This is a genomic window from Gluconobacter sp. OJA, assembly GCF_039638325.1.
Taxonomy (GTDB): Bacteria; Pseudomonadota; Alphaproteobacteria; order Acetobacterales; family Acetobacteraceae; genus Gluconobacter; species Gluconobacter cerinus.
On record NZ_JBDIWI010000007.1, the window covers coordinates 1 to 25,586 of the forward strand.

General features: G+C 62.0%; 31 protein-coding genes. 28 read left to right on the forward strand and 3 right to left on the reverse strand.

The window, feature by feature from the left end; genetic code table 11:
• Positions 1 to 276: 276 nt before the first annotated feature.
• The 14 genes from ABDK75_RS17150 to ABDK75_RS17215 all read left to right on the forward strand — a co-directional run bounded on the left by ABDK75_RS17150 (position 277) and on the right by ABDK75_RS17215 (position 14,048).
• Positions 277 to 540, forward strand: a complete 264-nt coding sequence (locus tag ABDK75_RS17150) for a hypothetical protein (protein ID WP_346006548.1) — start codon at positions 277 to 279, stop codon at positions 538 to 540.
• 112 nt (positions 541 to 652) lie between these two features.
• Positions 653 to 5,794 carry a DEAD/DEAH box helicase family protein gene (locus ABDK75_RS17155; RefSeq protein WP_346006549.1) on the forward strand — a complete coding sequence of 1,714 codons (5,142 nt, stop codon included), beginning with the start codon at positions 653 to 655 and terminating at the stop codon, positions 5,792 to 5,794.
• 134 nt (positions 5,795 to 5,928) lie between these two features.
• Positions 5,929 to 6,282, forward strand: coding sequence for a hypothetical protein (locus ABDK75_RS17160; protein ID WP_346006550.1), 354 nt, complete (start codon positions 5,929 to 5,931; stop codon positions 6,280 to 6,282).
• Positions 6,279 to 6,587 carry a hypothetical protein gene (locus ABDK75_RS17165; protein WP_346006551.1) on the forward strand — a complete coding sequence of 103 codons (309 nt, stop codon included), beginning with the start codon at positions 6,279 to 6,281 and terminating at the stop codon, positions 6,585 to 6,587. The genes ABDK75_RS17160 and ABDK75_RS17165 overlap by 4 nt, the downstream gene beginning before the upstream one ends.
• A 189-nt stretch (positions 6,588 to 6,776) precedes the next feature.
• Positions 6,777 to 7,202: a hypothetical protein gene (locus ABDK75_RS17170; protein WP_064272997.1), complete on the forward strand. Its 426-nt coding sequence runs from the start codon at positions 6,777 to 6,779 to the stop codon at positions 7,200 to 7,202.
• A 54-nt stretch (positions 7,203 to 7,256) separates the two neighbouring features.
• Positions 7,257 to 9,119 carry a ParB N-terminal domain-containing protein gene (locus ABDK75_RS17175; protein WP_346006552.1) on the forward strand — a complete coding sequence of 621 codons (1,863 nt, stop codon included), beginning with the start codon at positions 7,257 to 7,259 and terminating at the stop codon, positions 9,117 to 9,119.
• 89 nt (positions 9,120 to 9,208) lie between these two features.
• Positions 9,209 to 9,817, forward strand: a complete 609-nt coding sequence (locus tag ABDK75_RS17180) for a hypothetical protein (protein WP_346006553.1) — start codon at positions 9,209 to 9,211, stop codon at positions 9,815 to 9,817.
• 656 nt (positions 9,818 to 10,473) lie between these two features.
• The gene (locus ABDK75_RS17185) at positions 10,474 to 11,142 is read left to right on the forward strand and encodes an LPD29 domain-containing protein (RefSeq protein ID WP_346006554.1); all 669 of its coding nucleotides are present in this window, start codon (positions 10,474 to 10,476) and stop codon (positions 11,140 to 11,142) included.
• Positions 11,143 to 11,211: 69 nt separating this feature from the next.
• The gene (locus tag ABDK75_RS17190) at positions 11,212 to 11,826 is read left to right on the forward strand and encodes a hypothetical protein (protein ID WP_346006555.1); all 615 of its coding nucleotides are present in this window, start codon (positions 11,212 to 11,214) and stop codon (positions 11,824 to 11,826) included.
• A 71-nt stretch (positions 11,827 to 11,897) separates the two neighbouring features.
• Positions 11,898 to 12,272: a hypothetical protein gene (locus ABDK75_RS17195; protein ID WP_346006556.1), complete on the forward strand. Its 375-nt coding sequence runs from the start codon at positions 11,898 to 11,900 to the stop codon at positions 12,270 to 12,272.
• Positions 12,273 to 12,527: 255 nt separating this feature from the next.
• A complete protein-coding gene (locus ABDK75_RS17200; protein ID WP_211569394.1) occupies positions 12,528 to 12,704 on the forward strand; it encodes a hypothetical protein in 177 nt (58 codons plus the stop codon).
• A 78-nt stretch (positions 12,705 to 12,782) separates the two neighbouring features.
• Entirely contained in the window at positions 12,783 to 13,238 is a 456-nt protein-coding gene (locus ABDK75_RS17205; RefSeq protein ID WP_234931166.1) for a DUF3085 domain-containing protein, read from the forward strand.
• 34 nt (positions 13,239 to 13,272) lie between these two features.
• Positions 13,273 to 13,518 carry a hypothetical protein gene (locus tag ABDK75_RS17210; protein ID WP_346006557.1) on the forward strand — a complete coding sequence of 82 codons (246 nt, stop codon included), beginning with the start codon at positions 13,273 to 13,275 and terminating at the stop codon, positions 13,516 to 13,518.
• Entirely contained in the window at positions 13,515 to 14,048 is a 534-nt protein-coding gene (locus ABDK75_RS17215; RefSeq protein WP_346006558.1) for a hypothetical protein, read from the forward strand. The genes ABDK75_RS17210 and ABDK75_RS17215 overlap by 4 nt, the downstream gene beginning before the upstream one ends.
• Here ABDK75_RS17215 and ABDK75_RS17220 read toward each other — a convergent pair.
• The gene (locus tag ABDK75_RS17220; RefSeq protein ID WP_346006559.1) at positions 14,030 to 14,548 is read right to left on the reverse strand and encodes a hypothetical protein; all 519 of its coding nucleotides are present in this window, start codon (positions 14,546 to 14,548) and stop codon (positions 14,030 to 14,032) included. The two genes, ABDK75_RS17215 and ABDK75_RS17220, sit on opposite strands and share 19 nt — an antisense overlap.
• Before the next feature lie 280 nt (positions 14,549 to 14,828).
• Between ABDK75_RS17220 and ABDK75_RS17225 the strand changes: the two genes are divergently transcribed.
• From ABDK75_RS17225 to ABDK75_RS17255, 7 genes are all read left to right on the forward strand, one after another.
• Positions 14,829 to 15,068 (forward strand): hypothetical protein, encoded by a 240-nt coding sequence (locus tag ABDK75_RS17225; protein WP_062022268.1) that lies wholly within the window; start codon positions 14,829 to 14,831, stop codon positions 15,066 to 15,068.
• A gap of 93 nt (positions 15,069 to 15,161) precedes the next feature.
• Positions 15,162 to 15,407 carry a hypothetical protein gene (locus ABDK75_RS17230; protein WP_211569390.1) on the forward strand — a complete coding sequence of 82 codons (246 nt, stop codon included), beginning with the start codon at positions 15,162 to 15,164 and terminating at the stop codon, positions 15,405 to 15,407.
• Between the two features lie 80 nt (positions 15,408 to 15,487).
• Positions 15,488 to 16,315 carry a DNA/RNA non-specific endonuclease gene (locus tag ABDK75_RS17235; protein WP_346006560.1) on the forward strand — a complete coding sequence of 276 codons (828 nt, stop codon included), beginning with the start codon at positions 15,488 to 15,490 and terminating at the stop codon, positions 16,313 to 16,315.
• Positions 16,312 to 16,578, forward strand: a complete 267-nt coding sequence (locus ABDK75_RS17240) for a hypothetical protein (RefSeq protein ID WP_346006561.1) — start codon at positions 16,312 to 16,314, stop codon at positions 16,576 to 16,578. The genes ABDK75_RS17235 and ABDK75_RS17240 overlap by 4 nt, the downstream gene beginning before the upstream one ends.
• 435 nt (positions 16,579 to 17,013) lie before the next feature.
• Positions 17,014 to 17,985: a DUF3991 and toprim domain-containing protein gene (locus ABDK75_RS17245; RefSeq protein ID WP_346006562.1), complete on the forward strand. Its 972-nt coding sequence runs from the start codon at positions 17,014 to 17,016 to the stop codon at positions 17,983 to 17,985.
• 10 nt (positions 17,986 to 17,995) lie between these two features.
• Positions 17,996 to 18,679 (forward strand): hypothetical protein, encoded by a 684-nt coding sequence (locus ABDK75_RS17250; protein WP_346006563.1) that lies wholly within the window; start codon positions 17,996 to 17,998, stop codon positions 18,677 to 18,679.
• Positions 18,672 to 20,693 carry a UvrD-helicase domain-containing protein gene (locus ABDK75_RS17255; RefSeq protein ID WP_346006564.1) on the forward strand — a complete coding sequence of 674 codons (2,022 nt, stop codon included), beginning with the start codon at positions 18,672 to 18,674 and terminating at the stop codon, positions 20,691 to 20,693. Before ABDK75_RS17250 ends, ABDK75_RS17255 begins: the two co-directional genes overlap by 8 nt.
• 116 nt (positions 20,694 to 20,809) lie before the next feature.
• Here the strand turns inward: ABDK75_RS17255 and ABDK75_RS17260 are convergent, their stop codons facing one another.
• Both ABDK75_RS17260 and ABDK75_RS17265 read right to left on the reverse strand, forming a co-directional pair.
• Positions 20,810 to 21,349 (reverse strand): hypothetical protein, encoded by a 540-nt coding sequence (locus ABDK75_RS17260; RefSeq protein ID WP_061928947.1) that lies wholly within the window; start codon positions 21,347 to 21,349, stop codon positions 20,810 to 20,812.
• A 101-nt stretch (positions 21,350 to 21,450) separates the two neighbouring features.
• The gene (locus ABDK75_RS17265; RefSeq protein WP_211569384.1) at positions 21,451 to 22,383 is read right to left on the reverse strand and encodes a hypothetical protein; all 933 of its coding nucleotides are present in this window, start codon (positions 22,381 to 22,383) and stop codon (positions 21,451 to 21,453) included.
• Positions 22,384 to 22,599: 216 nt separating this feature from the next.
• Between ABDK75_RS17265 and ABDK75_RS17270 the strand changes: the two genes are divergently transcribed.
• From ABDK75_RS17270 to ABDK75_RS17300, 7 genes are all read left to right on the forward strand, one after another.
• Positions 22,600 to 22,962: a hypothetical protein gene (locus ABDK75_RS17270; RefSeq protein WP_346006565.1), complete on the forward strand. Its 363-nt coding sequence runs from the start codon at positions 22,600 to 22,602 to the stop codon at positions 22,960 to 22,962.
• Positions 22,963 to 23,048: 86 nt separating this feature from the next.
• On the forward strand, positions 23,049 to 23,402 hold the full coding sequence (locus ABDK75_RS17275; protein WP_346006566.1) for a hypothetical protein: 354 nt from the start codon (positions 23,049 to 23,051) through the stop codon (positions 23,400 to 23,402).
• Positions 23,403 to 23,472: 70 nt separating this feature from the next.
• A complete protein-coding gene (locus ABDK75_RS17280; protein ID WP_211569381.1) occupies positions 23,473 to 24,003 on the forward strand; it encodes a winged helix-turn-helix domain-containing protein in 531 nt (176 codons plus the stop codon).
• 67 nt (positions 24,004 to 24,070) lie between these two features.
• Entirely contained in the window at positions 24,071 to 24,547 is a 477-nt protein-coding gene (locus ABDK75_RS17285; RefSeq protein ID WP_011251393.1) for a hypothetical protein, read from the forward strand.
• 11 nt (positions 24,548 to 24,558) lie between these two features.
• Entirely contained in the window at positions 24,559 to 24,846 is a 288-nt protein-coding gene (locus ABDK75_RS17290) for a DUF2312 domain-containing protein (protein ID WP_148621333.1), read from the forward strand.
• Positions 24,847 to 24,850: 4 nt separating this feature from the next.
• Positions 24,851 to 25,147: a hypothetical protein gene (locus ABDK75_RS17295; RefSeq protein ID WP_211569379.1), complete on the forward strand. Its 297-nt coding sequence runs from the start codon at positions 24,851 to 24,853 to the stop codon at positions 25,145 to 25,147.
• 2 nt (positions 25,148 to 25,149) lie between these two features.
• A complete protein-coding gene (locus tag ABDK75_RS17300) occupies positions 25,150 to 25,572 on the forward strand; it encodes a hypothetical protein (RefSeq protein ID WP_211569378.1) in 423 nt (140 codons plus the stop codon).
• Positions 25,573 to 25,586 lie beyond the last annotated feature (14 nt).

Sequence of the window (25,586 nt, forward strand, 5' to 3'; positions counted from 1 at the left end):
ATATTAACAGTTCCCTGAGCCGCGTCGAAACACGGTCATGTTTCTTTGATCGTGAGAGCACACATCGCAGAAGACGCGGACCGTAAAAGAAAAAGAAGAAAGAAAAGGAAGGAAAGAAGGGCAGGCACCACGGGATCGCCCTGTGCCGCAAGGGGTGGGTCCGTCCGTGTCCTCGCTGGCGCTGCGGGCCGGGCGGTCCCGACGCTGACGCGTCGCCCTTGCGGCCCAGAACGACGCCGCGCTCGCCGGAAAGGGTCAGAAAGGAGAAAGCAGACGATGCCCGTCATGGCCCTCACACGCCCAACCCCCACACAGAATTTCAGCCTGGTTCAGGCCCACCGCGAGGGCTGGACCATTCTCAAAGGCTGCGGCCCGGAACACGCTGACACCCAGCTGCGCGGCGTGACCTGCTCGGACCAGAATGCCTGGTGGCAGGTCGCGCGCCAGGCCCGTCAGGGATCGCCCTATCACCGTGAGGCCCTGTCGCGTCTGTCCCACAGTGAGCGCGAACAGATCTCCCTGCGCTTCGGTCCGCTGTGACCTGATCCGGAAGGCCTGAGCGCCTTTCGCCCAAACCCATCCTGTTTGTTTTCCGGCCCCCCGGTTTGCCCCCGCGCAGACCGGGCGCTGCCGCTTGTCCGGAGTTTCTCCCATGAGCAAGACCCAGCTCAGCTTTTTCGACACTTCCGCCCTTGGTGGCGGCAGCAACACCCTGTTCTGGGGCGACCTGCCCGGAGATCGTGCGCTCGACGAGGCCGCCTCCCTCGCGAAAGAAGCCGCTGCAGCCCCGGTTGTGGCGCCAAAGATTGACTTCCGTCTCTGTGGCACACGCGACCTGTCCCAGGGCTGGAAAGCGCGCGCACGGGACAACCTTGCCGCCATCCGTCTCGTGAGCGAACTGGAGACCGAGGGGCGCAATGCAACGCCGTCCGAGCAGGCTTTGCTGGCGAAGTTTACGGGATTTGGAGCCGGGGAGCTGGCCAACAGCCTGTTCCCCCGTCCGGGCGAAGCCTTCCGTCAGGGCTGGGAAGAGATCGGGGTGCAGCTTGAAACGCTCACGAGCCAGCAGGAGCGGGCCGGACTGGCGCGGGCCACGCAGTACGCCCATTACACGCCGGAACTGATCGTCCATGCGATGTGGGATCTCGTCGCGCAGATGGGGTTCCGTGGCGGACGTGCGCTGGAGCCGGGCTGTGGCACGGGTCTGTTCATGGGCGCGATCCCGGAGAAACTTGCCCCGAAGACGGCTTGGACGGCGATCGAGAACGACCTTCTGACGGCCCGCATCGCCCGAAAGCTGTTTCCGAACCAGTGGGTCCGGTCTGAGGACTTCACCACGGCGAAGATTGCCGAGCAGTTTGACCTCACGATTGGCAACCCGCCGTTCAGCAACCGCACGGTGCGTGGCACGGACGAGCTGGGGCGGCTTGGCCTGTCGCTGCACGACTACTTCATCGCACGCTCAGTGTCCCGCCTGCGCCCCGGTGCCATGGGTCTGTTCGTGACGTCACGCTGGACGATGGACAAGCGCGACGCCACTGCACGCCGGCACCTGTTCGAAACGGCGGACCTGGTCGGGGCGGTCCGCTTGCCGGCTGGCGCGATGCGCGATGATGCCGGGACCGACGTGGTCGTGGACGTGCTGGTCCTGCGCCGTCGCGAGATCGGAGACAGCCCGGGCGGGACCGCCTGGCTGGACGTTGCGGACCTGTCCGACACCGACGAGGGGGAGGGACCGCTCAGCATCAACCGCTATTTTGCGGAGAACGGCCAGCAGGTGCTGGGTCGGCATGGCTGGACGAGCGGGCAGTTCGGGCCGGAATACACCTGCGCGGCGAACCCGATGCTGATGCTCGACGACGCCCTGCCGAGCGCACTCTCCCGTCTGGCCGGACTGGCACGCTTCCCGGTCCCGCAGACGCTTGACGTCGAGGCGCTGCGGGACAGCCGACGTGCGGATGTCGGCACGGCAGGGGAGGGGGCGAGCCTCAAGGAAGGCAGCTACCTGATCGAAAAGGGCGCGCTGCACCAGATCATTGACGGCCAGTCGGTGGCGGTGAAGGTCAAGAAAGGCGAGCAGAAGGACGGTATTTTCCAAAAGCACGCGCGTATCATCGAAGGCCTGATCCCGGTCCGCGATGCCGCCCGTTCGGTCCTGCGCGCCCAGGTGGAGAACCTGCCTTACAGCGCGCTCCAGGCGGACCTCAAGCGCGCCTATCAGTCCTTTGTGCGACAGTTCGGGCCGATCAACCTGACGCTGACCAGCACGCGCATTGATCCCAGGACCGGGGACGAGAGCACCACGCAGCGGCGTCCGAACCTCCAGCCCTTCTACGACGATCCGGACGTCTGGCTGGTCAGCTCGATTGAGGAGTACGACGAGGACCGGCAGGTCGGCACACAGGGGCCGCTGTTCTCCGAGCGTGTGATCCAGGCAACGCTGGAGCCGGAGGTGCACAGCGCCCATGACGCCCTTGCGGTCTGCCTGCATGAGACGGGTGTCGTGGAGCTCCCGCGCATTGCCGAACTGCTGGGACGGTCCGAGGACGAGGTTATCGCCGAACTGGGCAGTGCCATCTACCTCGATGCCGGACGCAGCCAGCCCGGACGCGATGTCTGGGTGCCAGCCGACGAGGCGCTGTCAGGCGCGGTGCGCACGAAGCTGGCGGAGGCCCGCAAGGCCGCTGAGACCGATCCCCGCTTCGCCCGCACCGTGGCCGCGCTGGAAGAGGCCCAGCCCGAGGATCTGCGGCCGAGTGACATTACGGCCCGTCTGGGCGCGCCGTGGATCCCAACCGCCGACATCGAGGGCTTCATCGCCGAGGTGATCGGGGTCGAAGCCGGCGTGTGGCACACCAAGGAGGTGGCGTCCTGGACGTTGGACAAGGGACCGTTCCGGGGCAAGGCTGAAGCGACGTCCGTCTGGGGCACCGAACGCCGTCCCGCAGGGGAACTGATCGAGGATGCGCTCAATCAGGCCATTCCGCAGATCTGGGACACCTGGCGCGACGAGAACGGCGAGCACCGGCAGCTGAATGCCCAGGAGACCGAGGCCGCCAAGGAAAAGCTCGCCGCCATCAAGACGTCCTTCCAGGCCTGGGTGTGGCAGGATCCAGAGCGCGCCGAGCGTCTGGTGCGGCTGTATAACGACACCTACAACAACCTCGTCCCCCGCGCCTTTGACGGCTCGCATCTGCAGTTGCCCGGGGCCAGCACCACGATCCAGCTGCGCGCCCACCAGAAGCGGGTGGTCTGGCGCATCATCGCCACGGGCAACACTTACATGGCGCATGCCGTGGGCTCGGGGAAAACCTTCTCGATGTGCGCGGCGATCATGGAGCAGCGCCGTCTTGGCCTGATCTCGAAGGCCATGGTTGTGGTGCCAGGACACTGTCTGGCGCAGATGGCCCGCGAGTTCCTGATGCTCTACCCGACCGCGAAGATTCTGGTGGCGGACGAGACGAACTTCGTGAAGGCGAAGCGCCAGCGCTTCCTGGCCCGTGCGGCCACGGGTCAGTGGGACGCGATCATCATTACGCATGATGCCTTCAAGTTCATTCCGGTCGAGACCAAGTTCGAGCAGGCGATGATCGAGGCGCAGATCGCGTCTTACGAGAGCCTGCTGTGCGACGTGGACAAGGACGATCGCGTGTCGCGCAAGCGCATCGAGCGCATGAAGGAAGGGATGGAGGCCAAGCTGGAGGGGCTGGCCAGCCGCAAGGACGATCTGGTGCATCTCGGCGAGATTGGCATCGACCAGATCCTCGTGGACGAGGCGCAGCAGTTCCGCAAGCTCAGCTTCGGTACGAACCAGTCCAGCCTCAAAGGGGTGGATCCCAACGGCAGCGGGCGGGCCTGGGACCTTTACGTCAAGGCCCGCTATCTGAGCCGTCTCAACCCCGGTCGCGAGCTGGTGATGGCCTCGGGCTCGCCGATTACGAACACTCTGGGCGAGATGTACAATGTGCAGCGCTTCCAGCAGATCGACGCCCTGATCGAGCGTGGCCTGCACGAGTTCGACGCCTGGGCCGCCAATTTCGGGGAGACCCGCACGGAACTCGAGCTTCAGCCGAGCGGGCTGTACAAGCCTGTGACGCGGTTTGCGGAGTTCGTGAACGTGGCCGATCTGATGGCCATGTACCGGCATTTTGCGGACGTCGTGCAGCAGGACGACCTGCGCCAGTATGTGAAGCTGCCTGAAGTCGCCACGGGCAGCCGACAGATCATCGTCGCAGACAGCGGACCCGCCTTCCGCGATTACCAGAAGGAACTGGAAGCGCGGATCAAGGTGATCGAGGAGCGCAAGGGCAAGCCGCAGAAGGGGGAGGATATCATCCTGTCCGTGATCAACGATGCGCGTCACGCCGCGATTGATCTGCGCTTTGTCCGATCCTGGGAGGACAATGACACCGGCAACAAGCTGAACGTCATGATCGCGAGGGTCTTCGACATCTGGAAGGCGACGAGCGAAAACCGTTACACCGATCCCGATACCGGCAAACCGTATGACCTGCCCGGGGCCGTGCAGATGATCTTCTCGGATCTGGGTACGGAAGCCGCGCTGGAGAAACGGGGCTTCTCGGCCTATCTGTGGATCCGCGACGAGCTGATGCGGATGGGCGTACCGCGCGAGCAGATCGCCTTCATGCAGCACTACAAAAAGAGTGCGGCCAAGCAGGGACTGTTCAGGGATCTCAATTCCGGACGCAAACGCATCCTGATCGGTTCGAGTGCGACGATGGGCACGGGCGTGAACGCACAGCAGCGTCTGATTGCCCTGCACCATCTCGATGTGCCCTGGCTGGTGGCCGACATCATCCAGCGTGAGGGGCGGATCGAACGTCAGGGCAACCAGAACCCGGTCATCCAGATTTACGCCTATGCCCTGAAAGGATCGGTGGATGCCACGAACTGGCAGCTTCTGGAGCGCAAGCAGCGCTTCCTGTGTCTGGCCATGTCGGGAGACCGGTCGATCCGCCGTCTGGAGGATATCGGCGAGAGTGCGAACCAGTTTGCCATGGCGAAGGCACTGGCCTCGGGCGACGAACGCCTGATGAAAAAGGCCGGACTGGAAGCGGAGCTGGCCCGTCTGCGTCGTCTCAAAGCCGCCCATTACGACGACCAGTTCAACGTGCGTCGCGCGATCGAGCGGGCCGAGCGTGATCAGAGGGTGGCCGAAGCCGTTATTCCGAAGATCCGGGCGGATATCGCGAAACGCCAGTCCACACGGGGCGAGGCGTTCCAGCTTGTGCGCAAGTCGGATGTGATGACCGAGCGGCAGGATGCCGGCAGGTGGCTGATGGGTCAGGCGCGCACCGCCAAACGGGCCGAGCAGAAAGGCCGGTGGACACTCGGCGAGATCGGCGGTTTTGAGCTGGTGTGTGAGACCTGGAGCTCGACGTTCATGGGTGAGACGGAATGGGACGCGACCATCGCCATCGTGGCCGAGGACCGGATGATCGGGATCGACTTCGATCACGATACTGCGCCGCTCGGGTTCATCGCCCGCATCGAGAACACGTTGCTGCGGTTCGACAGCGAGCTTGCGGATGCGCAGCGTGTGGTTGCCGAGACGGAGCGCAAGCTGCCCGGCTACCGCGCCCGTGACGGGATGCCGTTCCGCGAGGCCGCACTTCTGGAGGAGAAGGAGGAGGAAATGGCGTCTCTGGAGGCGGATCTGGCCGAGGATACAGCGCGGCGAGAGGCGGATGCTGCGGAAGCCCTGGCCGCGATGGAGAGCCTGAGCGTCAACGACAATGGGGGAGAAGGCGAGGAAGAAGAAGCGGCAGCATAAGAAGAGGGAAAGGGGCGGGCATGGCCCGCCCGGTGCGGCAAGGCTCAGGCCGGGCGCGCGGACGCGCGGCCTTGCCGCACCGGGCAGCCCCTGCATCCGCGGAGAGGTTGAAAGAGAAATCAGAGGAAGAGAGCATGTCCGACCATCAGACGTCCCCGCAAACCACGACCGTCTCCAAAGTTCTGTGCGGCCTGCGCGTGGAAATTTTCACGTATCCGAGCGGTGAGGTGCTCCTGCGCACCGTGGACGCCTATCCGGTCAACCGGAATGACTGGCATGGCCCGTATGCGGATGCCGCTCAGGCCGAGGCCGACTTCGTGGACCGCCATGCGCTGCCTGTGCTGACACCCGAGGATGTCAGACGCAGGCGTCGGAACGGGACACTTACGAAGACGCGCGAGTATGGCGAGATGATTCTGGCCTTTCATCGCTGGACAGGGGCGACCTGTCTGACACCGTTCATTGTCCGGCCGGAGGCCCGCGCATGAGCGAAGTCCTTCCGACGTCCGCAGGCCTCGTCTGCCGGCACCTGGATCTCAGTACCGGGCATCTTCCGGCCGCAGAACGCGATGCGTGCGAGCTTTATCTCAGCAGCGGGGGCACAGCAGGGCGAAGCTGTCTGGGCGGGCCTTATGGCTGGATGATTTATGTTCCCACCGAGGCGGAGGACGTCCCGCAGGACGTGTCTCCGGAACTGGCCGCCCTGATGGTTCAGGCGCGAGAGCAGGACTGCCACTACATCCACTTCGATCGGGACGGGTCGATCGACGAGACGCTGCCTTTTTACGACTGAACCGCCACCGCCTTGCCTGCCTCAGGGAGACGAGAAGGGGGCAGGAAAACAAGCGGAAATGAGAGAGGGAGCCGCCACAGGTCGCGGCTCCGCGCAAGGCTCAGGCCGGGCGCGCTGACGCGCGGCCTTGCGCGAAACCACGCCCCGTGCCCGCGCCGAGATCATCACGACAGAAAAAAGGAGAGAGGCGTGTCAGACCCGGCAGGACAACCCGCGGCCGAAGTGGCGCTCAGAGCAAACCTGACGCTGATTTTTGACGCGATGCAGGCGCATGGCGTGAAAACAGTCAAAGTTGAGTACGAGGCCAAGGAAGGCTGGTGGACAACGCTTCATGTGACCGCGGACGACAGTCCGGATCTGTTCGAAGACCTGTCCCTTGAGAAGGCCGTTGCAGCGCTTGGACCTGACCAGACGATTGCCCCTTTGTTTCCGAACAGCTTTGACCTTGTGGTCTGGCACTGCGTCGAAACCGTTATCCGCCGCGTGCAGACCGATTACGACAATGATGAAGACGGGTCTTACGGCACGGCCGCGCTGACGCTGGAAACGCGACAGCTGGAGGTCGAGCATATCGAGCGTGTGGTCTCCCACCTCGCGCACAGCCTGACCGCCTGACGTCTCCCCCCACGATACCTTTTCGACACCCTTACGACATCACTGGAGCCCATCATGGACGAACTGCGCCTTGTCGATCCCAACACCCTGATCGCGAACCCGAACAATCCCCGTCAGACGAAGCCCGGTCAGGCGAGCATTCGCCAGCTGGCGTTGAATATCCGCGCAGTCGGGCTTGTCCATCCGCCGCGCGTGCGTGAGCTGGGGGACGGCAGCCTGATGATCATCGCGGGCCATCGACGGACGGAAGCGGCGATTTATGCGGGTCTGACGGAAATTCAGGTCCATGTCACGAAGGTCGACAACGGTCTTGAGGATCTTGCGGCGGCCAGTGAGAACATGATCCGCGAAGGCATGACCGAGCCGGACCAGTGGCGTGCCGTGACCCGGATGCGTGAGGAGCTTGGCTATACCGACCAGCAGCTTTGCGTGGCCCTCATGGTGACACCGGCCTATCTCAAGGGGCTAACCCTTCTCGCGAAGCTGCATCCGCCAATCCTGCACGCCATCGAGATTGGCCGCGGCCCCGACCTGAAAGAGCGTCGGACTCTGGCCCTGTCGTCTCTGGAGGATCAGGCCGCTGCCTGGGCCGAGATGTTTGCCGAGAGTGTGGAGGAGGGAGAGGACCCGGCCGGGTATCGTCTCAACGCCGAAGACCCGGAGGATACCGTGGACTGGCGTGACTTCACCTGGCACCTGCGTCAGGAGGAGTGGTATGCGCGTGATGCCCGGTTTGACGATGCGCTGGCGCAAAAGCATGGCGTGGTCTGGACCGAAGATCTGTTCGGGCAGGGCAGTGAGGACAATCGCTACGTCACGGATGCCACGGCGTTTCGGGCGGCGCAGGAAGACTGGATTGCCGAGCATCGTCCCGAAGGAACGCTCGCGATCGAGACGGACGAGTATGGGTCTCCCCTCCGCCCTCAGGGCTATAACTTCGTCACGAACTGGATGGGCCAGCAGGAGACCGATGTTGTCGGATACTGGCTCAATCGGAGTACCCTGAAAGTTGAAGAGCGGAAATTCCGCTTCGTAGGTGAGGAAACCGTCCGCTCCGAACCGCGCGTGGTGGAGCAGACGCCACCCCCAAAGAAGGAGCGCGCTGACATCTCCGGCACGGGTCTGAAGATGATCGGCTCCGTGCGGACTCTCGCGCTGAGGAGGGCGCTGGAAGCAAAAAGTGAAGATGCGGATCCGTGGGATCTGGTGGCCGGCCTGTTGCTCGCACTGAATGCCAACAACGTCCATATCTATGGCTGCGAAAGCAGTTCGCCTCAGGAGAACGCGGTGAAGACCGCCATGGAAGCGCTGTTTCCGGAAGGCGAACTGGTGCGTGATGAAGCGCTCATCCGCCGCCACGCGCTGGAAAGCCTCGGAGGCTTCATGAACTGCGAGGTCAGCCTGCACTCCGGTTCCGGCATGGCAGCGGAACTGCTGGGCTGTCTGTTCGACGCGGATGCCCACATGCCGAGCATGGCCGATGAGGATTTTCTGAAGACCTACAGCAAGCCCGGTATCACCAAAGCGGTTCAGGCGCATGGGCTCGCACCACTCAACACAGGCAAGGAAATGCGGGCCGCCCTGCTGAACGCCGTGGGAGACGGGCACTGGGTTCCGGAGGCCGCAGGCTTTGCGCAGGCGATTGGCGTCTGGACCGAAGAGGTTCGAAACAGGCAGGCCCGCCGCGCGAAGTGGGCCGCCCTGAAGGACGATCTGGAAGACGAGGATGAAGACGGTCTGGCGTGTGCGGACGCGGAGGATCTGGACGACGTGATGGAGGAGGAGGGCGGAGAAGACGCTGGCGATCCGGACGTCACGGAGGATGAGCCGACAGAAACACCGGACCTCGTGGTGCCGCAGGAACTGGTGGCCATGCAGGCTGCCATGGGAGGCCGGCTGGAGATCCTTCGGATCTGAGCCAGCACACGGCCACGAATAGACCTGACGTCAGGCGGCGCTCTTCTGAGTGCCGCCTTGGTTGTAAGCAGACAGAAGAAAGAGCCCCTATGGCAGACTACTATTCAAAATTCTCAGCCTTGATTCCATTCCGAAGCGTTGAAGCACGCGCGTGTGCGCTTGCGCTCCGGGACGCCCACAACGCTCAGTGGGAGGAGCGACAGCCGCATCACGACGAACACTACCGTTTTGGAGTGGAAATTGTGGATCCCGCGACAGACGGAACGGCACCTCTGTGGGTTCATGACGACGGTGGTAGCAATGTCGATGGACTGATTGAATTTGTCCAGGCGTGTGCCCGTCAAAAGCTCTGTGCAGGCAGAAGGTGGTCTGTGGTGTGGAGCTATGACTGTAGCAAGCCCCGCCTCGACGGTTATGGTGGTGGCGCCTGTGTCATCGATCTTGAAACAGGTGACTGTCTTGCCTCTCTCGATCTGGTCGACATGGCCGACAGCATCGCCAGTGGAGATCATGAGACTGTGCGTATCGACGTCGGGATGGCCGCGACGGCGCACGACGTGCTTTGTCTGGAAATGGCGGCCTCAGACCGGACGGAGGATCTGTCAGAGGAAATCAAAACACTGAGCCCTCTTGTGCAGGCGCTGAAATCCGTTGCCGAACGCAGGACTGTGACATTGGTAGGGTCGGGGCCGGACTAGGGTTCCGGGCCAGGCTTGCGCGTAACGCCTGATCTGGCACAACAGGAGATCGGGGCTGCCTGATGAGTCCGCGTGACGAAACGTCTGTTCAGGTTACGGTTTAGACGTCGCGGCCCCCGAAAATCGTAACCGGGTGTGGGTCGGGGGTCGCTTTGCCCACAGTCGTCAAAGTGAAAGGGGAAACCATGATCTTCGTGATCGTGGTGGACCGTAAGTGGTTTACGAAGATCCTTCGTAAAACGAAGAAGACCCTTCAGGCGGTTGCCACCGCACTGAAGAGCCTCTCCGAGTAAATCACTTAAGGTAAACCGGGCCGTGAGGTGTTTTTTGCGAAGCCCCTCACGGCTCACCTCTGAACTTGGACGAACCGGTTACGATTTTCAAGGGCGGAGTCAGCATGGCTCCGCCCTTTTTCGTGCGGTGAGACGATGCCTTGTTTCACGGGGGAAGAGCCTGTCCGCGCGAGGGCGAGAAGCGAAGAGAAAAGGGAGAGAAAGAGGAGAGGGCGCGGGTGCCAGAGCCTGTCTGTCGCCGCAAGGGGTGGTGTCCTCGGCTGACGCCTGCGGGACCGCCGCTGACGCGTCGCCCTTGCCCCGCCAGCCAGGCCCTGACCCCGGAGAGGACAGTTGAAGAGACATGAAGAGAAGGAGATCAGCATGTCCGAACACCCGACTGTCACCGTGGGCACCCGCGTCAGCACCATCCTGTACAACAGAGGCCGGGGCGTCGTGTATGCGGTCCATGGCACGCCTCGTCCCGAGACGATCCGACGCCTTGCTGGCGGCTTCATTGCCGCGGGGGGCAATGCCAGCTTTGACATCGTCTTCGCCTGCGGGAGTATCAGCAGGATGCTGCCCGAGAGCATTCTGCACGGTGTGCAGTGGACGATCTTCCACGATGAGCCCAAGGCTGGCCCGGAGGAAATTGCGCAGCTGCACGCTCATGCCGAAGCATGCCGTGCTGAAAAACAGGCGCGGAAAGATCAGGCTGCGGCGGCCCATGTGGCTGAAATCGAGCGTCTGCGCACCGATCCCGAATACGCTCATCTGGAGCAGGGATCGGACCAGAGCGGCGTGCTGGCAGGAAAGAACATCCGCCGTCTCCTGAAAGCTGCGCTGCCAAAGCACACGTTCCGTGTGCGCAAATCCTCTTACGGGTCCGTATCGGTCAACTGCGACAATCCGCTGGATGATGCCGCGCAGAAGACTGTCGACAACATCCGAAAGCAGTTCAGATCGGGGTCTTATGATCCGGTGTCCGATTGTCACTCCACGAGCCGGAGCCCCTGGCAGGAAGTCTTTGGCAGCGCCGAATACGTCTTCTGACCCCACCTCGCCCCTTCACAGTTCTTTCAGGCCGCCGCGAGGCGGCCTTTGTCATATCTGGAGATCGACATGGCTTTCTTTACGCTCAGTGCGACGCCCGCTACCGCAAAGCGCGAGGGCTATTTCACCAGCACCACGATGGCGCTCATGTCCCATCTGGGAGAGCGGCGCGTTGTCGAGGCAAAGTCTGTGGATGGCCTCAAGCCGCTCATCTTGAGTTTCGGCCGCGACACCGCTTTTCAGCACCCTGGACGGTCCTTCAAGATCATGGTCACGATCAATCGTGGCAGCCGTAAGCCGCGCGGCTTCGACGCGGCTTACGATTCAGAGGCGCTTGGCACCTCTGAATGGCTGGAAACCACGATTGCAGACCCGGTTCCCCACGAGGGCGTGGCAGGTGTGGCCTCATGGGGAACACGGTACACGCCATTCCGCATGGACGGTGCAGAGCCGCGCGAGGTCTCGCTCACCGAGGCCGAACGCCTGTCTGACGACGGCCATCTTGGCTTCAAGGGATGGGCCGCGGAAGTCGCGGCCAGTCTCGAGATCATTGGCGCGCCTGCGACCGCTTTGGGCTGGGAGACCCGGGACGCTCTGGTGTCGCGCTATCGCGCCCACCAGCATCCTGCCCTGGCCGCCGCCGTCCTGATTGCGGCTTCACTGGCGGACCAACTGGCAGCCTGAGGCCAATGCAGGGGAGCGGACCAGGTCTCCCCTGCCAGATCCTGCAGTTCAAAAAAACGAGCGAGTTTTCCATGGTCGATGAGAGCCTTCTCCAGATCGAGACCTGCCTTCTGGATCGTCGCAAGGTCCATCTTGGCGTTGCACCGGATGGGCGTGTCTATCTGCGCGTGACGTCGTTCTGGCCGAAAGAGGCCGCCCAGCACTGGCACGGCCCCTATTCGGACCGACAGGCGGCGGAGACGGATTTCCGAACCCGGACGCAGCTGCCACGCGTCACGCGCGCCCAGATCGCCGAGGCGAGCCGCCGCGGGGAGCATGGCACGGTCGAGGGTGTTCCCATGATCGTCCTGAGGCATCGCTGGACGGGCCACCTGACCCTGACGGCCTATCAGCTGGTGGATGAGGCCGGGCAGGAGAAATCCGCGCGCCAAAATGGACACATCTGAACCCCGTATCGTCACCCGCGCGAGGCGGGTGGAGGGAGAGCAGGACGAAGAAAGAGGGAAAGAAGCAGAAGGAAAGAGGGGCAGCACAGGCTGTCTGCGCTGGCAAAGGGTGGGTCTCCACGCGTCCTCGCCCTGGCGGGCTCCGGGTCGTGGAGATCCCGCCGCTGCGCGGCGCCTGTGCCATCGCAGCCATCCTGTGCCTGTGCCGGAGAGGTCATCAGAGAAAAGAGATGACGGCAACAGGAGTGACCTTTCATGCAGATTTCCCAGCAGACCCTTCAGGACATCAAGGACGTTGCCGGACTGGCCGGTGGGGTCTTCGGTTTTCTCGCCCTGGTCTTCGCCTTTACGTGCCTGCCGAGCTTTCTGGCGGGGCCGGTGCCCCATCATTATCTCGCTTCCGCGTCCCACACCGCCCATGGTCGGGGCTGAAGCCTCCACGTCACCGAACGCCTCCAGACCCCGCCATCGTGCGGGGTTTTTTCATTTCTGATCCAAGGAAACTATCCCATGATCGTCACCTTCGACCGCGCGCTGATCGAGCGCCTTCTCGCCCATGCAGAGGCCGCGTCCGAGCGCCGTGCCACGCTGACGCAGCTTTTTGACAAGAGCCTGCGCAAGCCCGGGCACGGCGCGCGCGAATGGGGCCGTCAGGACGACGTCGATCCTGCAAAGATCCCTGCGGGTCTGTGGCTGGTTGGAGATCACGGGATCTACATGATGTCGAACGGGCTTCCCCTTCTGCCGTCCGATGACGGTCAGAAGCCCAATCTGTGCGCGTATGCGCGCGAAGCGGACCCGGCACAGAACGCCGGCAGGGCTTATGACGTGAAGCGCCAGGCTTTTGGCGGGGATGACGGATGCGAGTTCCTGGAGGCGACGCTTGTGCGGCAGGCCCTCAGGCAGGCCGCAGGCGACACACTGCGCATGACCATCACCCCGGAAACCCTCGAATTTCTGGCCTGACCGGCCGTCCTTGAAATCCTTCAGGAGAAGAAAAATGTCCGATGCTACGCCTGCCATGGTGGCGGGTCCGCAGTCGCGAGACCAGATCTGGGCCTCGGCCGTGGCGGTGGCCGCTGACAGTGTGGAGCAGCTGAGACGCTGCGACGTCGACCGCGTCGTCTCCCTTGTGGACGCGGCGGATCGCACCGCACTGACGGGCTGGCTGATCGCGCGGCGGCCCGATCTTGCCGGCGCTGTCGCGGAGGCTCTGTCCGCGCTCGCGCAGGAGGCCACCGCATGAGCCTGCTGTTGCCACACCTGCGGCGCGTCCGCATTGAGGCCGAGGGCCTGACGGCCACCCAGTGGAGCTCACCGCAGGACAAGGCGAAACTGGCCAATGCAATCCTCGCCTTTGTTGCGAAAGGATTGCCGGAGGAGGGGTTCAGCAAGGCGCTGTACCAGCGCGTCAGCCAGATGTGGGGGTTTATCGCCTGCTTTAACCGGAACGGCTTTGCGGGCCGGTATTTCAGCTCGACGCAGGGGCGTCTCGCCTTCCTCGATCAGATCATCGCACGTGGCGGGATCGGCGATCCCGCCTGGACCTGGTCAGACGTGGAAAGCCGGATCGCGGCTCTTCTGGTCGAGCATCAGGTGCTCGACCTGTACCGCGCTGAACTGCGGCAGGAAACGCTCCGGGGCGAACAGGCGCTGTTGCGCAGATTGCTCGACCGTCACGGCGTGCCGGCCGATCATGCAGCCCGCATCTCACTGGCTCCGGCGTTGTCTGCGACCCTTTCCCGGCAGCAGCCTGTTCAGATGGGTCTGCTCTGACACGTTGCGCTGTCCGTGACGGCGCAGGAGTCCGGATCGTCGATCAGGCCCTGAACGACCTCCCATCCGCCCAGAATATTCTGGGCCGTCTCCCAGGCGACGATCTCGGCGCGCAGCGCCTGCGCAAGATCGTCATAGATGCCGTCGCGCTGCGGATCTTCGATCTCGCGCCGCTCCGCCTGTTCCGTAAGGGACCGTGCGTCGGAAACCCGGGCGAGTGCCCGACCGACCAGAAGCGTCAGCCAGTCAGACGCCATGCGCTGACGACCCTCCCGCGTGTCGGGCAAGGGGGTGGCTCCGAAAATCTGTCGCGCCCTCTCGCGTCCGAACGCGCGGAGGCGCTCAACCTGTCGGGGCGGTGTCACGGCCCGGATTTCGGCAAGCGACCGCAACTGCGTCTCGGGCAGGATTGCGTCGGTGAGCGCGTCCAGGGTCGGCGCACGACGCCGCTCCTGCGGAAAGCGGATCACCGTGGCGGCCTGATCTGTCTGTGCACTCATCGGTGTCCTCCTGTCGTTGTGCGGCAAGCGTAAAGCGCGCCACAAACAAAAGTCAACAAAAACAATGAGATACCGGAATCATTCGGCCCTCATGAAAACCTCCGGGGCAGAAAAGAGACGCGCGCGAAAGAGAGAGAGGAGGGAGGGAAGGGGCTCTCATGGGGCAGGCGTCGTAGCAAGGGTGCGTCGCTCCGCTCCCGGCGCACAGCGCCGCCCTTGCCACGCCGCCCGCCCCACGAGGCTGCCGATCGGGAACGAAATAAACCGAGAGAGGCAGAGCATGTCCAAGCGCAGGAAAACAGATCTGACAGCAGCCCGTAAAAAGGCAGAGATTTTCGGGCCGGACACGGTTCTCTTTGCAGATCTTGAACTCGGAGAAGCCTTTCGCATGGCTGGGGCAGAGCTGGGAGCCGTGTATCGAAAGGTTCGCCGCAACCACTACATGCACGACGGAAAGCGATGCCTTGCGAGCGACGGTCGGGCCGTCAAGCGCGCTTCCCTGCCTGGGACGGAAGACTGAGATCAGGCCCGCTGATCCTCTCCTTCCTCCACTGACATCAGGGCCGCAGCGCGGCCCGCATCCGGTCAATAAACACAAGAAAGGAACCGCATCGTGCAGATCCAGATGCTCACCCCTACGTCCAGTTTTCTTCCCGCTCTTGAGGCGCCCGTCTTTCACCGCGCCGTCTCGGCAGGCAAGACCATTGGCCGCGCACGGCGTTTTTACGCGGAAGCGGATCTTCTGGCTGACGACGCGAATGACGTCCGTCTTGGCGCGGCGCTACGGGCTGCATTGCGGCGCGATGCCAGCGCCGCCCATCGTTCGGCGCAACGCACACTGCTGGGTGTCTCCCATTGACAGCCCTGATCCTTCACTCACAACAGGCCGTGTCATCCTGGCATGCACACCACAGGCATCCGGGAGGAAAGGGAATGGCGATGCGACACCACAGAGCGGGGCTTGCCCTGAGCGCCCTGTTCTGGGCCACCGCAAGTCAGGCGGCACCGGCCGGGTGTGCCGAATTTGGCGGCGACGGCCAGCTTCCGGTTCTGACCAACGAGGCGCTTGGGCAGCAGACCGTGCTTCTGTGCAATGACGCCTTTGCTGTCCTGCATTCGGGCATCAGTCATGGCCCCCTGTGGACGGCAGAACATCTGACCGAGGAAGACCTGGAACGCAGCATGCAGATCGGCCGGGTCGTCCGGTTCTTTCATGCCGATCCCCGTCTGACCTTTGAGGACCGGGCAGAGCTGAGCGATTACCGCGCGTCGGATTATGACCGAGGCCATATGGCCTGTTCGGGGGATGAACCCAGTCTTCAGGCGCAGGAGCAGAGTTTTTCGCTCGCCAATGTGGTTCCCCAGACCCCGGAACTGAATGAAGGCATCTGGACGGGTGTGGAAATGGCGGTGCGTCGTCTCGCACAGCGCGAAGGCGAGCTTTACGTCGTGACCGGACCGGCATTCGGAGCGTCGGTCAAGACCATCGGATCGCATCGGGTTTTTGTGCCCTCTGCGACCTGGAAGGCTGTTTACGATCCCGCCGAGGACGAAGCAGGCGCGTATTTCTGTCAAAATAGCCGCCAACCAACCTGTACGATCATCAGCATCGGCGCGTTGACCCAGGCGACGGGGGTAAACCCCTTTCCATCCCTGCCTGATGAGATCCGTCAGACGGCCATGCAGCTGCCTCGCCCCCTGAAAAGTCCTTATGCTGTTCGCATCCGGCCTGCTTCCGGAAGCCCTGTGCTGGAGACCACACCATGAGTTTTATTCCTTTCCTGGACGCAGGCGAAAGTGTTCGGATTGATGACCTGACGATTGAGAACGGAACTGAGCGGATCGCTCTGTACGGACGCCTCGAAATTCGAAGGGACCGGATCGGCCTGCAGGATATTCAGGCCCTGAAGGCTCAGATCGACGCCATTGCCCGCGAGCTTGAAGGATCGGCCCATCTTCCGGATCGCGCGCGCGTTGCTCGAGAGGACAGCGTGATTCCAAATCCTTTTGCGAACCGGGACTGTGCCTGAAGGTGTGGGAGCGTCTGGCCGGGAAGGTCTGGAGTGCCACAAGCCTCACTCCGGACAAGACGACCTTCCACCCCAGCTTCCTCCGCGCTCTTCGGTTGCTCCGTGCAGCCGGGTCCCCTGAGAAGGCATCGTGTCCTGCGCTGCGTTTGTGACGGACCTGGCAGTGTCGGGACGAAAGGCGTCGCTGCGCTTGCTTTCGCCCCTTTTGCCTCCGGCACGGGTCGAACGAAAGGCTTGTTTAAGTATTCATTAAGTGTGTGGTGGCGATGTTCGCATATAGGCTAGTGACCACAAATAAAAACCATGAAAACCGCAGTAAATAGCCATTTCTACTTGCAATACTTGCGGATTTTTCCTAAATTAAACCCAGATCACAGGGGCGTTGAGGCCGGTTCTGACCGTTGCGCCGCCCCGAAGCGAGAAAGGATGACGATCATGGCACGCTTTGAGCCGTTCAGACTGTCTGACGACGACCGGACCGACATTGTCAAAGGCGTCTCCTGTGCTCTGCTGCTAGAGCGCCATGGCTATCTTCTCGACAAGCCCGAAAGCACGCGGAACGCTCTGAAATACCGTGCGGGCAAGGGCGAGACAATCATCGTCAATCATGAAGGCCGTGGCTGGTGGGATACGGGATCGGACGAAAAGGGGGATGTGTTCTCCCTGATCCAGCGCCTGACGCCCGGTCTGAAGTTTCGCGACGCCTGCCGTGAGCTGGGTCAGCTGGTGGGCATTGAACCGAAGGGGGCAGAATACGTCCGCGAGCGTCAGGCGAAAACGCCAGACGTTGCTCCGGCCGAGCGCTGGCAGGCCAGGAAGGAGCTCAAATCCGGCACGAAGGTCTGGGCCTATCTCACCGAGGAGCGCTGCCTTCCGGAATGGGTTCTGCGTCGGGCCATCATGACCGGCTGCATCCGGGACGGCTATCACGCCGCCTGGTTCTGCCACCGCGATGCCAAGGGAACCATCTGTGGTGCGGAACTGCGCGGTCCGGACACCAAGGGTATGTGTCTGTCGGGTACGGTCAAAACGCTTTTCCGGTTCCAGCCCGGCCTTGGCCGAACGGTCCGTCGGCTGGTGGTGAGTGAGTCCGCCATTGATGCCCTGTCCTACGCCGCCCTCGACAGCGAGCGCACGCGCGAAACCCTGTACTGCTCGACCGCAGGTGGCATGGGACCGGAGACGGTCGAAGCCCTTACGGCCGAGCTGGCTGAAATGGCAAAGGATCCGGCTGCCGTTCTGGTGGCTGCAACCGATAATGATGACGCCGGAAACCGCTATGCCGCGCGCCTTGCAGAGCTGGGCCGCGAAGCCGGTGTCCGCGTGATCCGCCGTATTCCCCACGGTGGCTGCAAAGATTTCAACGACGCCCTGAAGACTGTTGTGGCCGCCGCCCGCGCCGCCTGAGGAGAGACTGATGACGAATGACAAGGCACGACGGGAAATGGAGGCTCTGTTTCCCGGGCATGAAAAGAATGACGTCCTGAGAGCGGCCTTTCTGGCGCACCCGGATGCGGACCATTATCTGCGTCTGATGCCAGACCTCGGATGTCGTATTCCCTGGGCTCTGGTGGAATATGGTCCTGAGACGGATCGGCGTCAGGGTCTCGTGGTTGGCGGACGCTGGAGCGCGGCAGGCTGGGATCTCTCTGGACGCATCGTCCTGTTTGTTCAGTCTCCGACCGGAGACAGTGGGTTCCTGACCTGCCAGGCGGGGGAGCGGCAGCTTGTCCTGATTGGCACCGTTCCCGGAAGCACGCGTCATCCTGACCGCCCGGACGCCGTCACACTTCTGGGACATATCGCAGAACTGACCGCCGCCTGGCATGCCGACGCCGAGACAACCCGCGTGTGGCATACGTGGGCCCTGCTGCACAATCAGCCGCCTTCCCCGCAGACCTACGCCGAAATCGCGTTCGACGGGGACGTGCTGCGCGGTCTCGTGGTCGGGGGTACGGTCCTGGCGGACGGGACATGGGACTTCGGGCAGGAGTTCGACCTGATGGTCGAGCCGGACATGATCCTCAGCCTTGATGGCCGCCGTGCGACGCGGTGCGAGGTTCTTCATGGCACCCGGGAGCAGGGACGTGGTCGTGGATAATCATCTCTCCGGACTGACCCCTTCCCAGGCAGACGCCGCGCGTCAGACAGGGCCGGTTGTTGTTCTGGCGGGTGCCGGGACCGGCAAGACCAAGACGCTTGTGGCCGGTATTGTCGACCGTGTCGTCAAGCGCCGGATGTCGCCTGACCGCATTCTGGCCGTGACCTTTACCAACAAGGCGGCCGGGGAGATGAAGACGCGGATCGCGGCGGCCCTGAACATCGCGCAAGCCCCGTACTGGGTGGGCACCTTCCATGCGCACGGACGCCGTCAGCTGCGGACCGACCCCGACATTGCCGGTCTGCGTCCGGGGTTCGACGTCTGTGACAGCGAAGACAGCACGAAGATCGTGCGCAGGCTCCTGGAAAAGGCGATTGAAGCAGGCGTCATGAATGCCGATGACGGAGAGACGTTTCGCAAGCGTGTGAAGTCCGTCAGCTCGCGCATCGCCATGCTCAAGGAAAACATGGTTCTTCCCCCGGATGCCGTGGCCTGGGTCGAGGGACGGATTGCGACGGATGCCATCACCGAAGGCGATGACATCATGGTCTGGCGGGATGCGGCCGTGCTCTATCCTGCGTATCAGGCGATGCTGCGCGAAAGCAATCGCGCGGATTTTGCAGACCTGCTGCTGTGGCCTACCGTGACCATGCTCCGCGACGAACGCTACAGACGGGACTGGGCGGACCGGTTTGACTGCGTGCTGGCCGATGAGTTCCAGGACGTCAACCGGCTCCAGTTTCTCTGGCTGAAATGCCTGTCCAAAGACCACAACGAGCTCTTCGTTGTCGGCGACGATGCGCAGTCGATTTACGGCTGGCGTGGGGCCAATGTCCGGATTATCCGAAGCTTTCTCAAGGAGTTTCCGACCGGACGCATGATTGCCCTGGAGCAGAACTTCCGCTCGACCGGTCATATCCTGTCGGCGGCCAACGCGGTCATTTCTCACGACACCAACCGGCTGGAGAAAACACTGTATACCGCGTCCGGAGATGGCGAGCCAGTGGATATTCTGCGGCACACCGGCAGTCAGGACGAGGCCTCAGGGATTGCCGCCGAGATCGGACGTCGTGCCCTGGAAGGCGTACCTTACGAGGACATGGCGGTGCTCTATCGCTTCAACCATCTCTCCCGGCTGCTGGAAGAGTCTCTGCTGCGCGCAAAGATCCCTTACGAGCTGGTCAATGATACCGCCTTCTGGCAGCGCGGCGTGGTCAAGGACGCGCTGGCGTTCCTGCGTCTGACATGTTTTCCGTATGAGCGGCAGTCAGACGAGGCCTTCCGCCGCATCGTCAATCAGCCCGCCCGGGGGATCGGGGCCAAGGCCATGGCGACATTCGAACAGGTCGCCGATGAGGAGGCGATCTCGCTGTACGAGGCAGCGGAGCGCACGGTGCAGGGACGCACCGGCAAGGCTGCTGACAAGCTGCGCGGCTTCCTGGACGTGATTCTGAAAGGCGCCCGCAGTGACGAGCCCAGTCTGGGAGAGCGTCTGAGGGTTCTGGTCGAAGAGAGCGGGTATCTCGCGATGCACCAGGCGGCCGGGGAGGACGGACGCACGGCGCTGGAAAACCTGCATGAGCTTCTGTCGCTCGCCAACGAGTTCAGCTCGGTAGAGGAGCTGTTCGACCATGCGGCCCTCGGTTCGGAAAGCCGCGACGATGACAGTGTTGGCCGGGTCAAGCTGATGACCATCCATGGCTCAAAGGGCCTGGAGTTCGGGCATGTCTTTCTGATCGGTTGGGAAGATACGCTGTTTCCGTCGCGCACGAACATCGACCCGGCTGAAGAACGCCGACTGGCTTATGTCGCACTCACCCGCGGCCGCCAGCGCGTCAGTGTGTCCTGGTGCGAGTTTCGTCGGGGCGAGCAGGCCAACCCGAGCTGCTTCATCGACGAGATCCCGCTCCAGGCGCGGCGGGACGGCTGGGGGCGCAATCTCAGGCGCCGTCCCGCGTTCCAACGGGGAACGGCTTTCAATCGGCAGGCTCAGAGAGAGGCGATGGGGTTCTAATTGACAGTAGATCTTACCGGTGGCTCCGACTGCATGGCGGAGCTGTACGTTTGGTCTGAGGGAAAAGCTAAATCGGTTTCATTCGGGTCAGTAAAATCGGTAGCACCTAGCCCTTTTCAGGGATTCCTTCGAGCTTCTGCATAAACGTCCGCCAGACCATTTGGATATTCCTCCGGATCTAAAGGGAACTGCGAGACGCCTCCGCAGTAAGGCGATACGTCATACCTAAAGCCAATAAATCTCATTTCCAAAATAGCCTCATTAATAAGCACAAGGAGGTCACGAGATATGAGATTGCGATACTGATGATCATTATTTAGATAACGATTTGCAAAATTAGACTCTCTTGAATGACCGTGAGCGAATAAATCTACTAATTCGTCAATGTGAACGCTATCTTCTAAGCCATCATCCTTAGCTTCTCGTAGAAGAACTTTAAGGTCATGGCCAAATCTCTTCACGTTATCGTCTTTGTATTTACCTGAAACAAGCCAGGCTTTCAAGAAACACTCTATTCCGTGAGCGATGAGCATTGACATAGCAAGGGGATGCTTCACGGATTCACCCGCCTTTACGTCGATAAGACTTTTGGCTGTAAAAATATAATCGATAGAGCTCGCGAAAAACAGATCTACCTGCCTGATATTATCTTCCACAGTGCATCTCCATAACGAAATTAACTTCGGTTGTATTTATAAGTGAAGTTATTATTTTCATTAATATAGTTATGTCGAGAATTAATTTATTCGTAGATTATTTACCTGCAGACGAAGTCAGGTAAGGGCTGTTGCATGGGGCCTGTGGTGTTTGGGCGCAAAGAGCGGTCAGGCTCTCCCGGCGTCCGGCCGATTGTTTTGCGGCAACGTGCCTCGCTGATGCTGCGTAAGACGTCCTCGATGCCGGCGCGATCAATCGCCGCATGCACGCGGATCAAACTGTCGCGAAATAAGTCGGGTGCACGGTGCGGGAGAGGAATGATCCAGGTCTCCGATCGGTTAGGCTGCCAAGCCGGTGCGTAATCAAGAGGGCATGGCCCGTCTGGCCATGCTTGCCGCATGCCCCAGAGTGATCGCTCCAGTGTGCGGGAGCGGCTGACCCTGACAATACGCCACGACGAAAGCAGGTCTGCGAACACGTCTTCATTAAGATGCACGGGTGTAATCCGGGCATGAAGCCAGACCGTGTGCCACCCCCCTCTGCCTGCGAGGCGCCGCCAGAGACTGAAACGCCGTGAGGCTCCGCAGTTCCCCGCAATGCGCTCGTGGCTCCAAGTCACATCCGTGACGTCGAATATCTCTCGATCTCGAGTTGTAGACGGATTGAACTCCTGCAGGATCGCTTCCCGGAGCCGAGCAGTCTGGTCTTCATCAAAAGGACCATAGTTTGGTGGATAGGACTTATCAAAGCTCATGGTCTCGGGCAGGCTGTCAAGTTCGGCAACCAGCTTTCCCTTCGACGCGCTGACAGCGGTAATCGACCGGATATCAATTTTTGCATGGTAAGGATCGCCCACGCGGAGAAGGGTGCGCAGCAGCTCACAGGCAGGATGGAGCGGGATATTGTCGAACGCTTCGGCAAAGCCAACCATGCGCTGCAAACGGTAGTAGGCATTTTCTTCGCGCGGATCCCGGCTGGCATCTGCCTTGAAGGGATGATCTTCCAGGTCTTTCAGGAAGCGGAGGACTGCCACCTGGGCTTTCTTCCGACGGCTGCGTTCAGAGAAATGTCGGACGATGAGAAGAGGATGCCACATCACAGGACTCTAGAAACGGGTAAATACGCACGCAAGTCGGTCTGCGACGTACCTTCTGTATTCACGTGGGGGGCGGGTGGGTTAGGGTCACATCCGGCAGGATCAGATCGGCCAGGGTGACGACGGGGTAAAAGGCGTGCAAGGAGAAGAGACGTGACAACAGAGCAAAGAGGCTCGGTCTTTGCGCGCTATGCAGACCTGAGCCAGGAGCAACTCCAGGCAGTCGCGCGGTTCATGGCGGAGCGTCTGATGACCGGATCTGCCGGTGTGGTTCCAGGTACGCTAAAAACGCTGACCGATCAGGGGAGAGACTACGCTTTCGTTCTCCTGGAAGAGGATTGTGCTTATGCGGTGAGCCCGATCGAGAGCCTCCATCTTGTGCTGGATGCGGATGGTCGTCCCCTGGGATGTGCATCGGAGGGCCTGCTGTATCTTTCGAATGTTGAGGGAAATGCTGTGGTGCGGCTTCTTCCGACCCCGCGTTACAAGGCGTCAGATCTCGGGCTGACGGTCTGAGGACCTCCAGTCGGGTCTGTCGCTTCAACCCCTCCCGATCGATCCCCTGAACCGCACTCACAAACGCTGTCGTCATACTGCCCGGTATGACCGAGCACTCTCTTTCTCTCGGGCAGCCAGATCTGCCCAAACCGACCCTTTCTCTCCCACTGTCTTCCCCCTGGATGATTGGCAGCATGGTTCTCTCGGCGACCATGCTCCTCGGGTTCGGCTGGCTCCTCTTTCCGCTGGATATCCAGATGGTCTGGACCATGCTTGCGCAGGCGATCCTTTTCTCCCTGGCCTTCTCCGTTCTTGTGATGGACGTCATGCGCCTGTGGAAGACGAAAGCTTTCATGCCGCGCTGGCATGTCCTCGTCTTCGTTCCGGTCTGGGTGGCTGTCGGCCTGTTCAATCTCCGGAACGCCTATGACTGCATGAAGGCGGCAGGCCAATGGTGACGTCGCGTGACTGCACTCACAACGGTCTCCGGCAGAATGACCGGACGGTCACAGACGACGGGGCATCACAGTGAAATTTGGCGGTCATCAACCCAAGGCGCGGATCTTCCGCAAGCTCAAGGCCGAGACACAGCGTGAAGTCTATCAGTCCGTGCTCCAGCACGTCCGGACCTGCCTCAACCGGGGGCCGTATAATGTCCTTGAACTCCGCGCGAACCTGACGCCCGAGCAGGCCGGGGCCCTGCCCATGGCTTTAACGACGCTCGCCCAGGCTGGCGAAATCGCCGCCCTGGGTCACAGTGTTTATGCCCGGGTGCCCTGGATGCCGGCAACGCGAACCGTGAAGACCTCGCCGATCGAGGATCTGGTCTTTGCGTCCCTGACCGAACATGAAACCGCCAGCGAAATCGCGACATGGCTCGGCCTCTCCGTCGGTGAGGTGCGGGACTCCCTTGCGGCCCTGGAGCGGGCGGGGCTGATCGAGGAGCGACTGGATCCGCGCCGACCCAACCGTTACCGGATTGTCTCGCCGCATATGGCCAAACACATTCGCCAGGGTGCACAGGACCGGACCTTTACTGATATCGCCCGGCATGGCTGAGGCGTTGCGTTTGCGGGTTATCCCCCAAACCAGTGGACAGCACTGTGGGCAACCGAGGGCAGGACATGTGGATTCACGGTCCGTTCGTCCAGGGCACAGGCGCGCGGCGCTGTCCATCGCAGGCGAGCTCTCCGTTATCGGCTGGGGCGTGCGTCAGGCGTCCCGCCGATCCGGCTTTTCAAAGGACCGGATCCTGCGCTGGCAATCGGGGCATAGCATTCCTGATCCGGACTTCCTCAGGTGGCTTGCAGCTCTTGGGATGTTGCATCGTCGACTGAGCCATCCTCTGGCCCGGGCTGTGCCTCCCGTGGGCAACCGACCCCCGCTGAATGGTTACGCGATGACCAGTGCCCTGATCACGATCGGCTGGTCCGAGCGCGTGCTGGCCGAGCGCCTGGGGGAGCATCGCACAGCCCTTCGCCGTCTGATCTCAAGTCACGGGCATCTTCCAGTGAGAGAGTCCCGTTGGCTGGAAGCCCTGGCAGACGGGCATCGCGATCTGCCCCGCCCCCTCTCACCCATCTGCCTCTCCCCCGATCCCTGAAAGGTTGACCCATGTTGCAACGCGTTTCTTTTCCTGACGACGCTCAGGACGATCAGGGTGTCATCGCTGGCGGCATCGCCGCCGACCGGCTGCGGTCCATCATCGAGAGGGTCGAGCGCCTGGAAGAAGAGCGCAAGGCGCTGAGTGGTGACATCAAGGACATCTTTGCCGAAGCCAAGTCGGCCGGGTTCGACGTCAAGGTCATCCGCACGATTATCCGGCTGCGCAAGCAGGAGCCCGCAGAGGTCGAGGCTCAGGAAACCCTTTTGCAGATCTACCGCCGTGCCCTGGGAATGTGACCTGATGCACGATGCCCCACCGCGCCGCCGCATCGCCGAAGCCGCTGGAGAGATTCTGGTCTGTTGGCCAAGTGTGGGCCTGCTTCTGTTTGCCTTTGTGGTTCCCAGGCTTGGCGCTGTCATGGGACCCGTTTTTATGTTCGGTGGCTGCGTTGCAACCATGATGGGACCGGGTGTTCCCGAGATCGGTGAGGATGGACGCGACTACGGGCTTGAGCGGAGGCGGGGAGTGGTCTTTGCCAGCCTCGGTCTGGTGCTCTGCCTGCTTTCTCTCTCCAGACTTTTGCCGGATGGGTTCTGATCGTGCCCGCACCGTTGTTTACGGACTGGACCCCAACGTGCGTCACCAGTGTTCGTTACATCTCTACCCTGGGACCGGCTCGCGCTGTCGGGACGGTACAGCGTCGGGTCTGCGGCGCCAGATGTCTGGCTGGGGTCAGTCTGTTTCTTCTGACGAACGCGGCGGATGGATTTCTCGGGCTGGACCAGTTTGCAGGGCAGGGGGGATGGCATCTATCCGGACTGGGCCATCCGGTCGTCACGCTGTCGCTCTGGCAATGGACGCTTCTGGCCTGCGTCACCCTTGGTCTTATGAAACTCGCCGAAAGGACGGCCGGGATCCTGTCCGGACGTGGGCCGTGCCGCGCGACCGGGATCAAGCTCCTCGTCACCTGCGTGGCTCTGGCCCTTGGCGGCCTCGCCCGCGGCCTGATCCATCCGGGATGACCGGACTCACATTA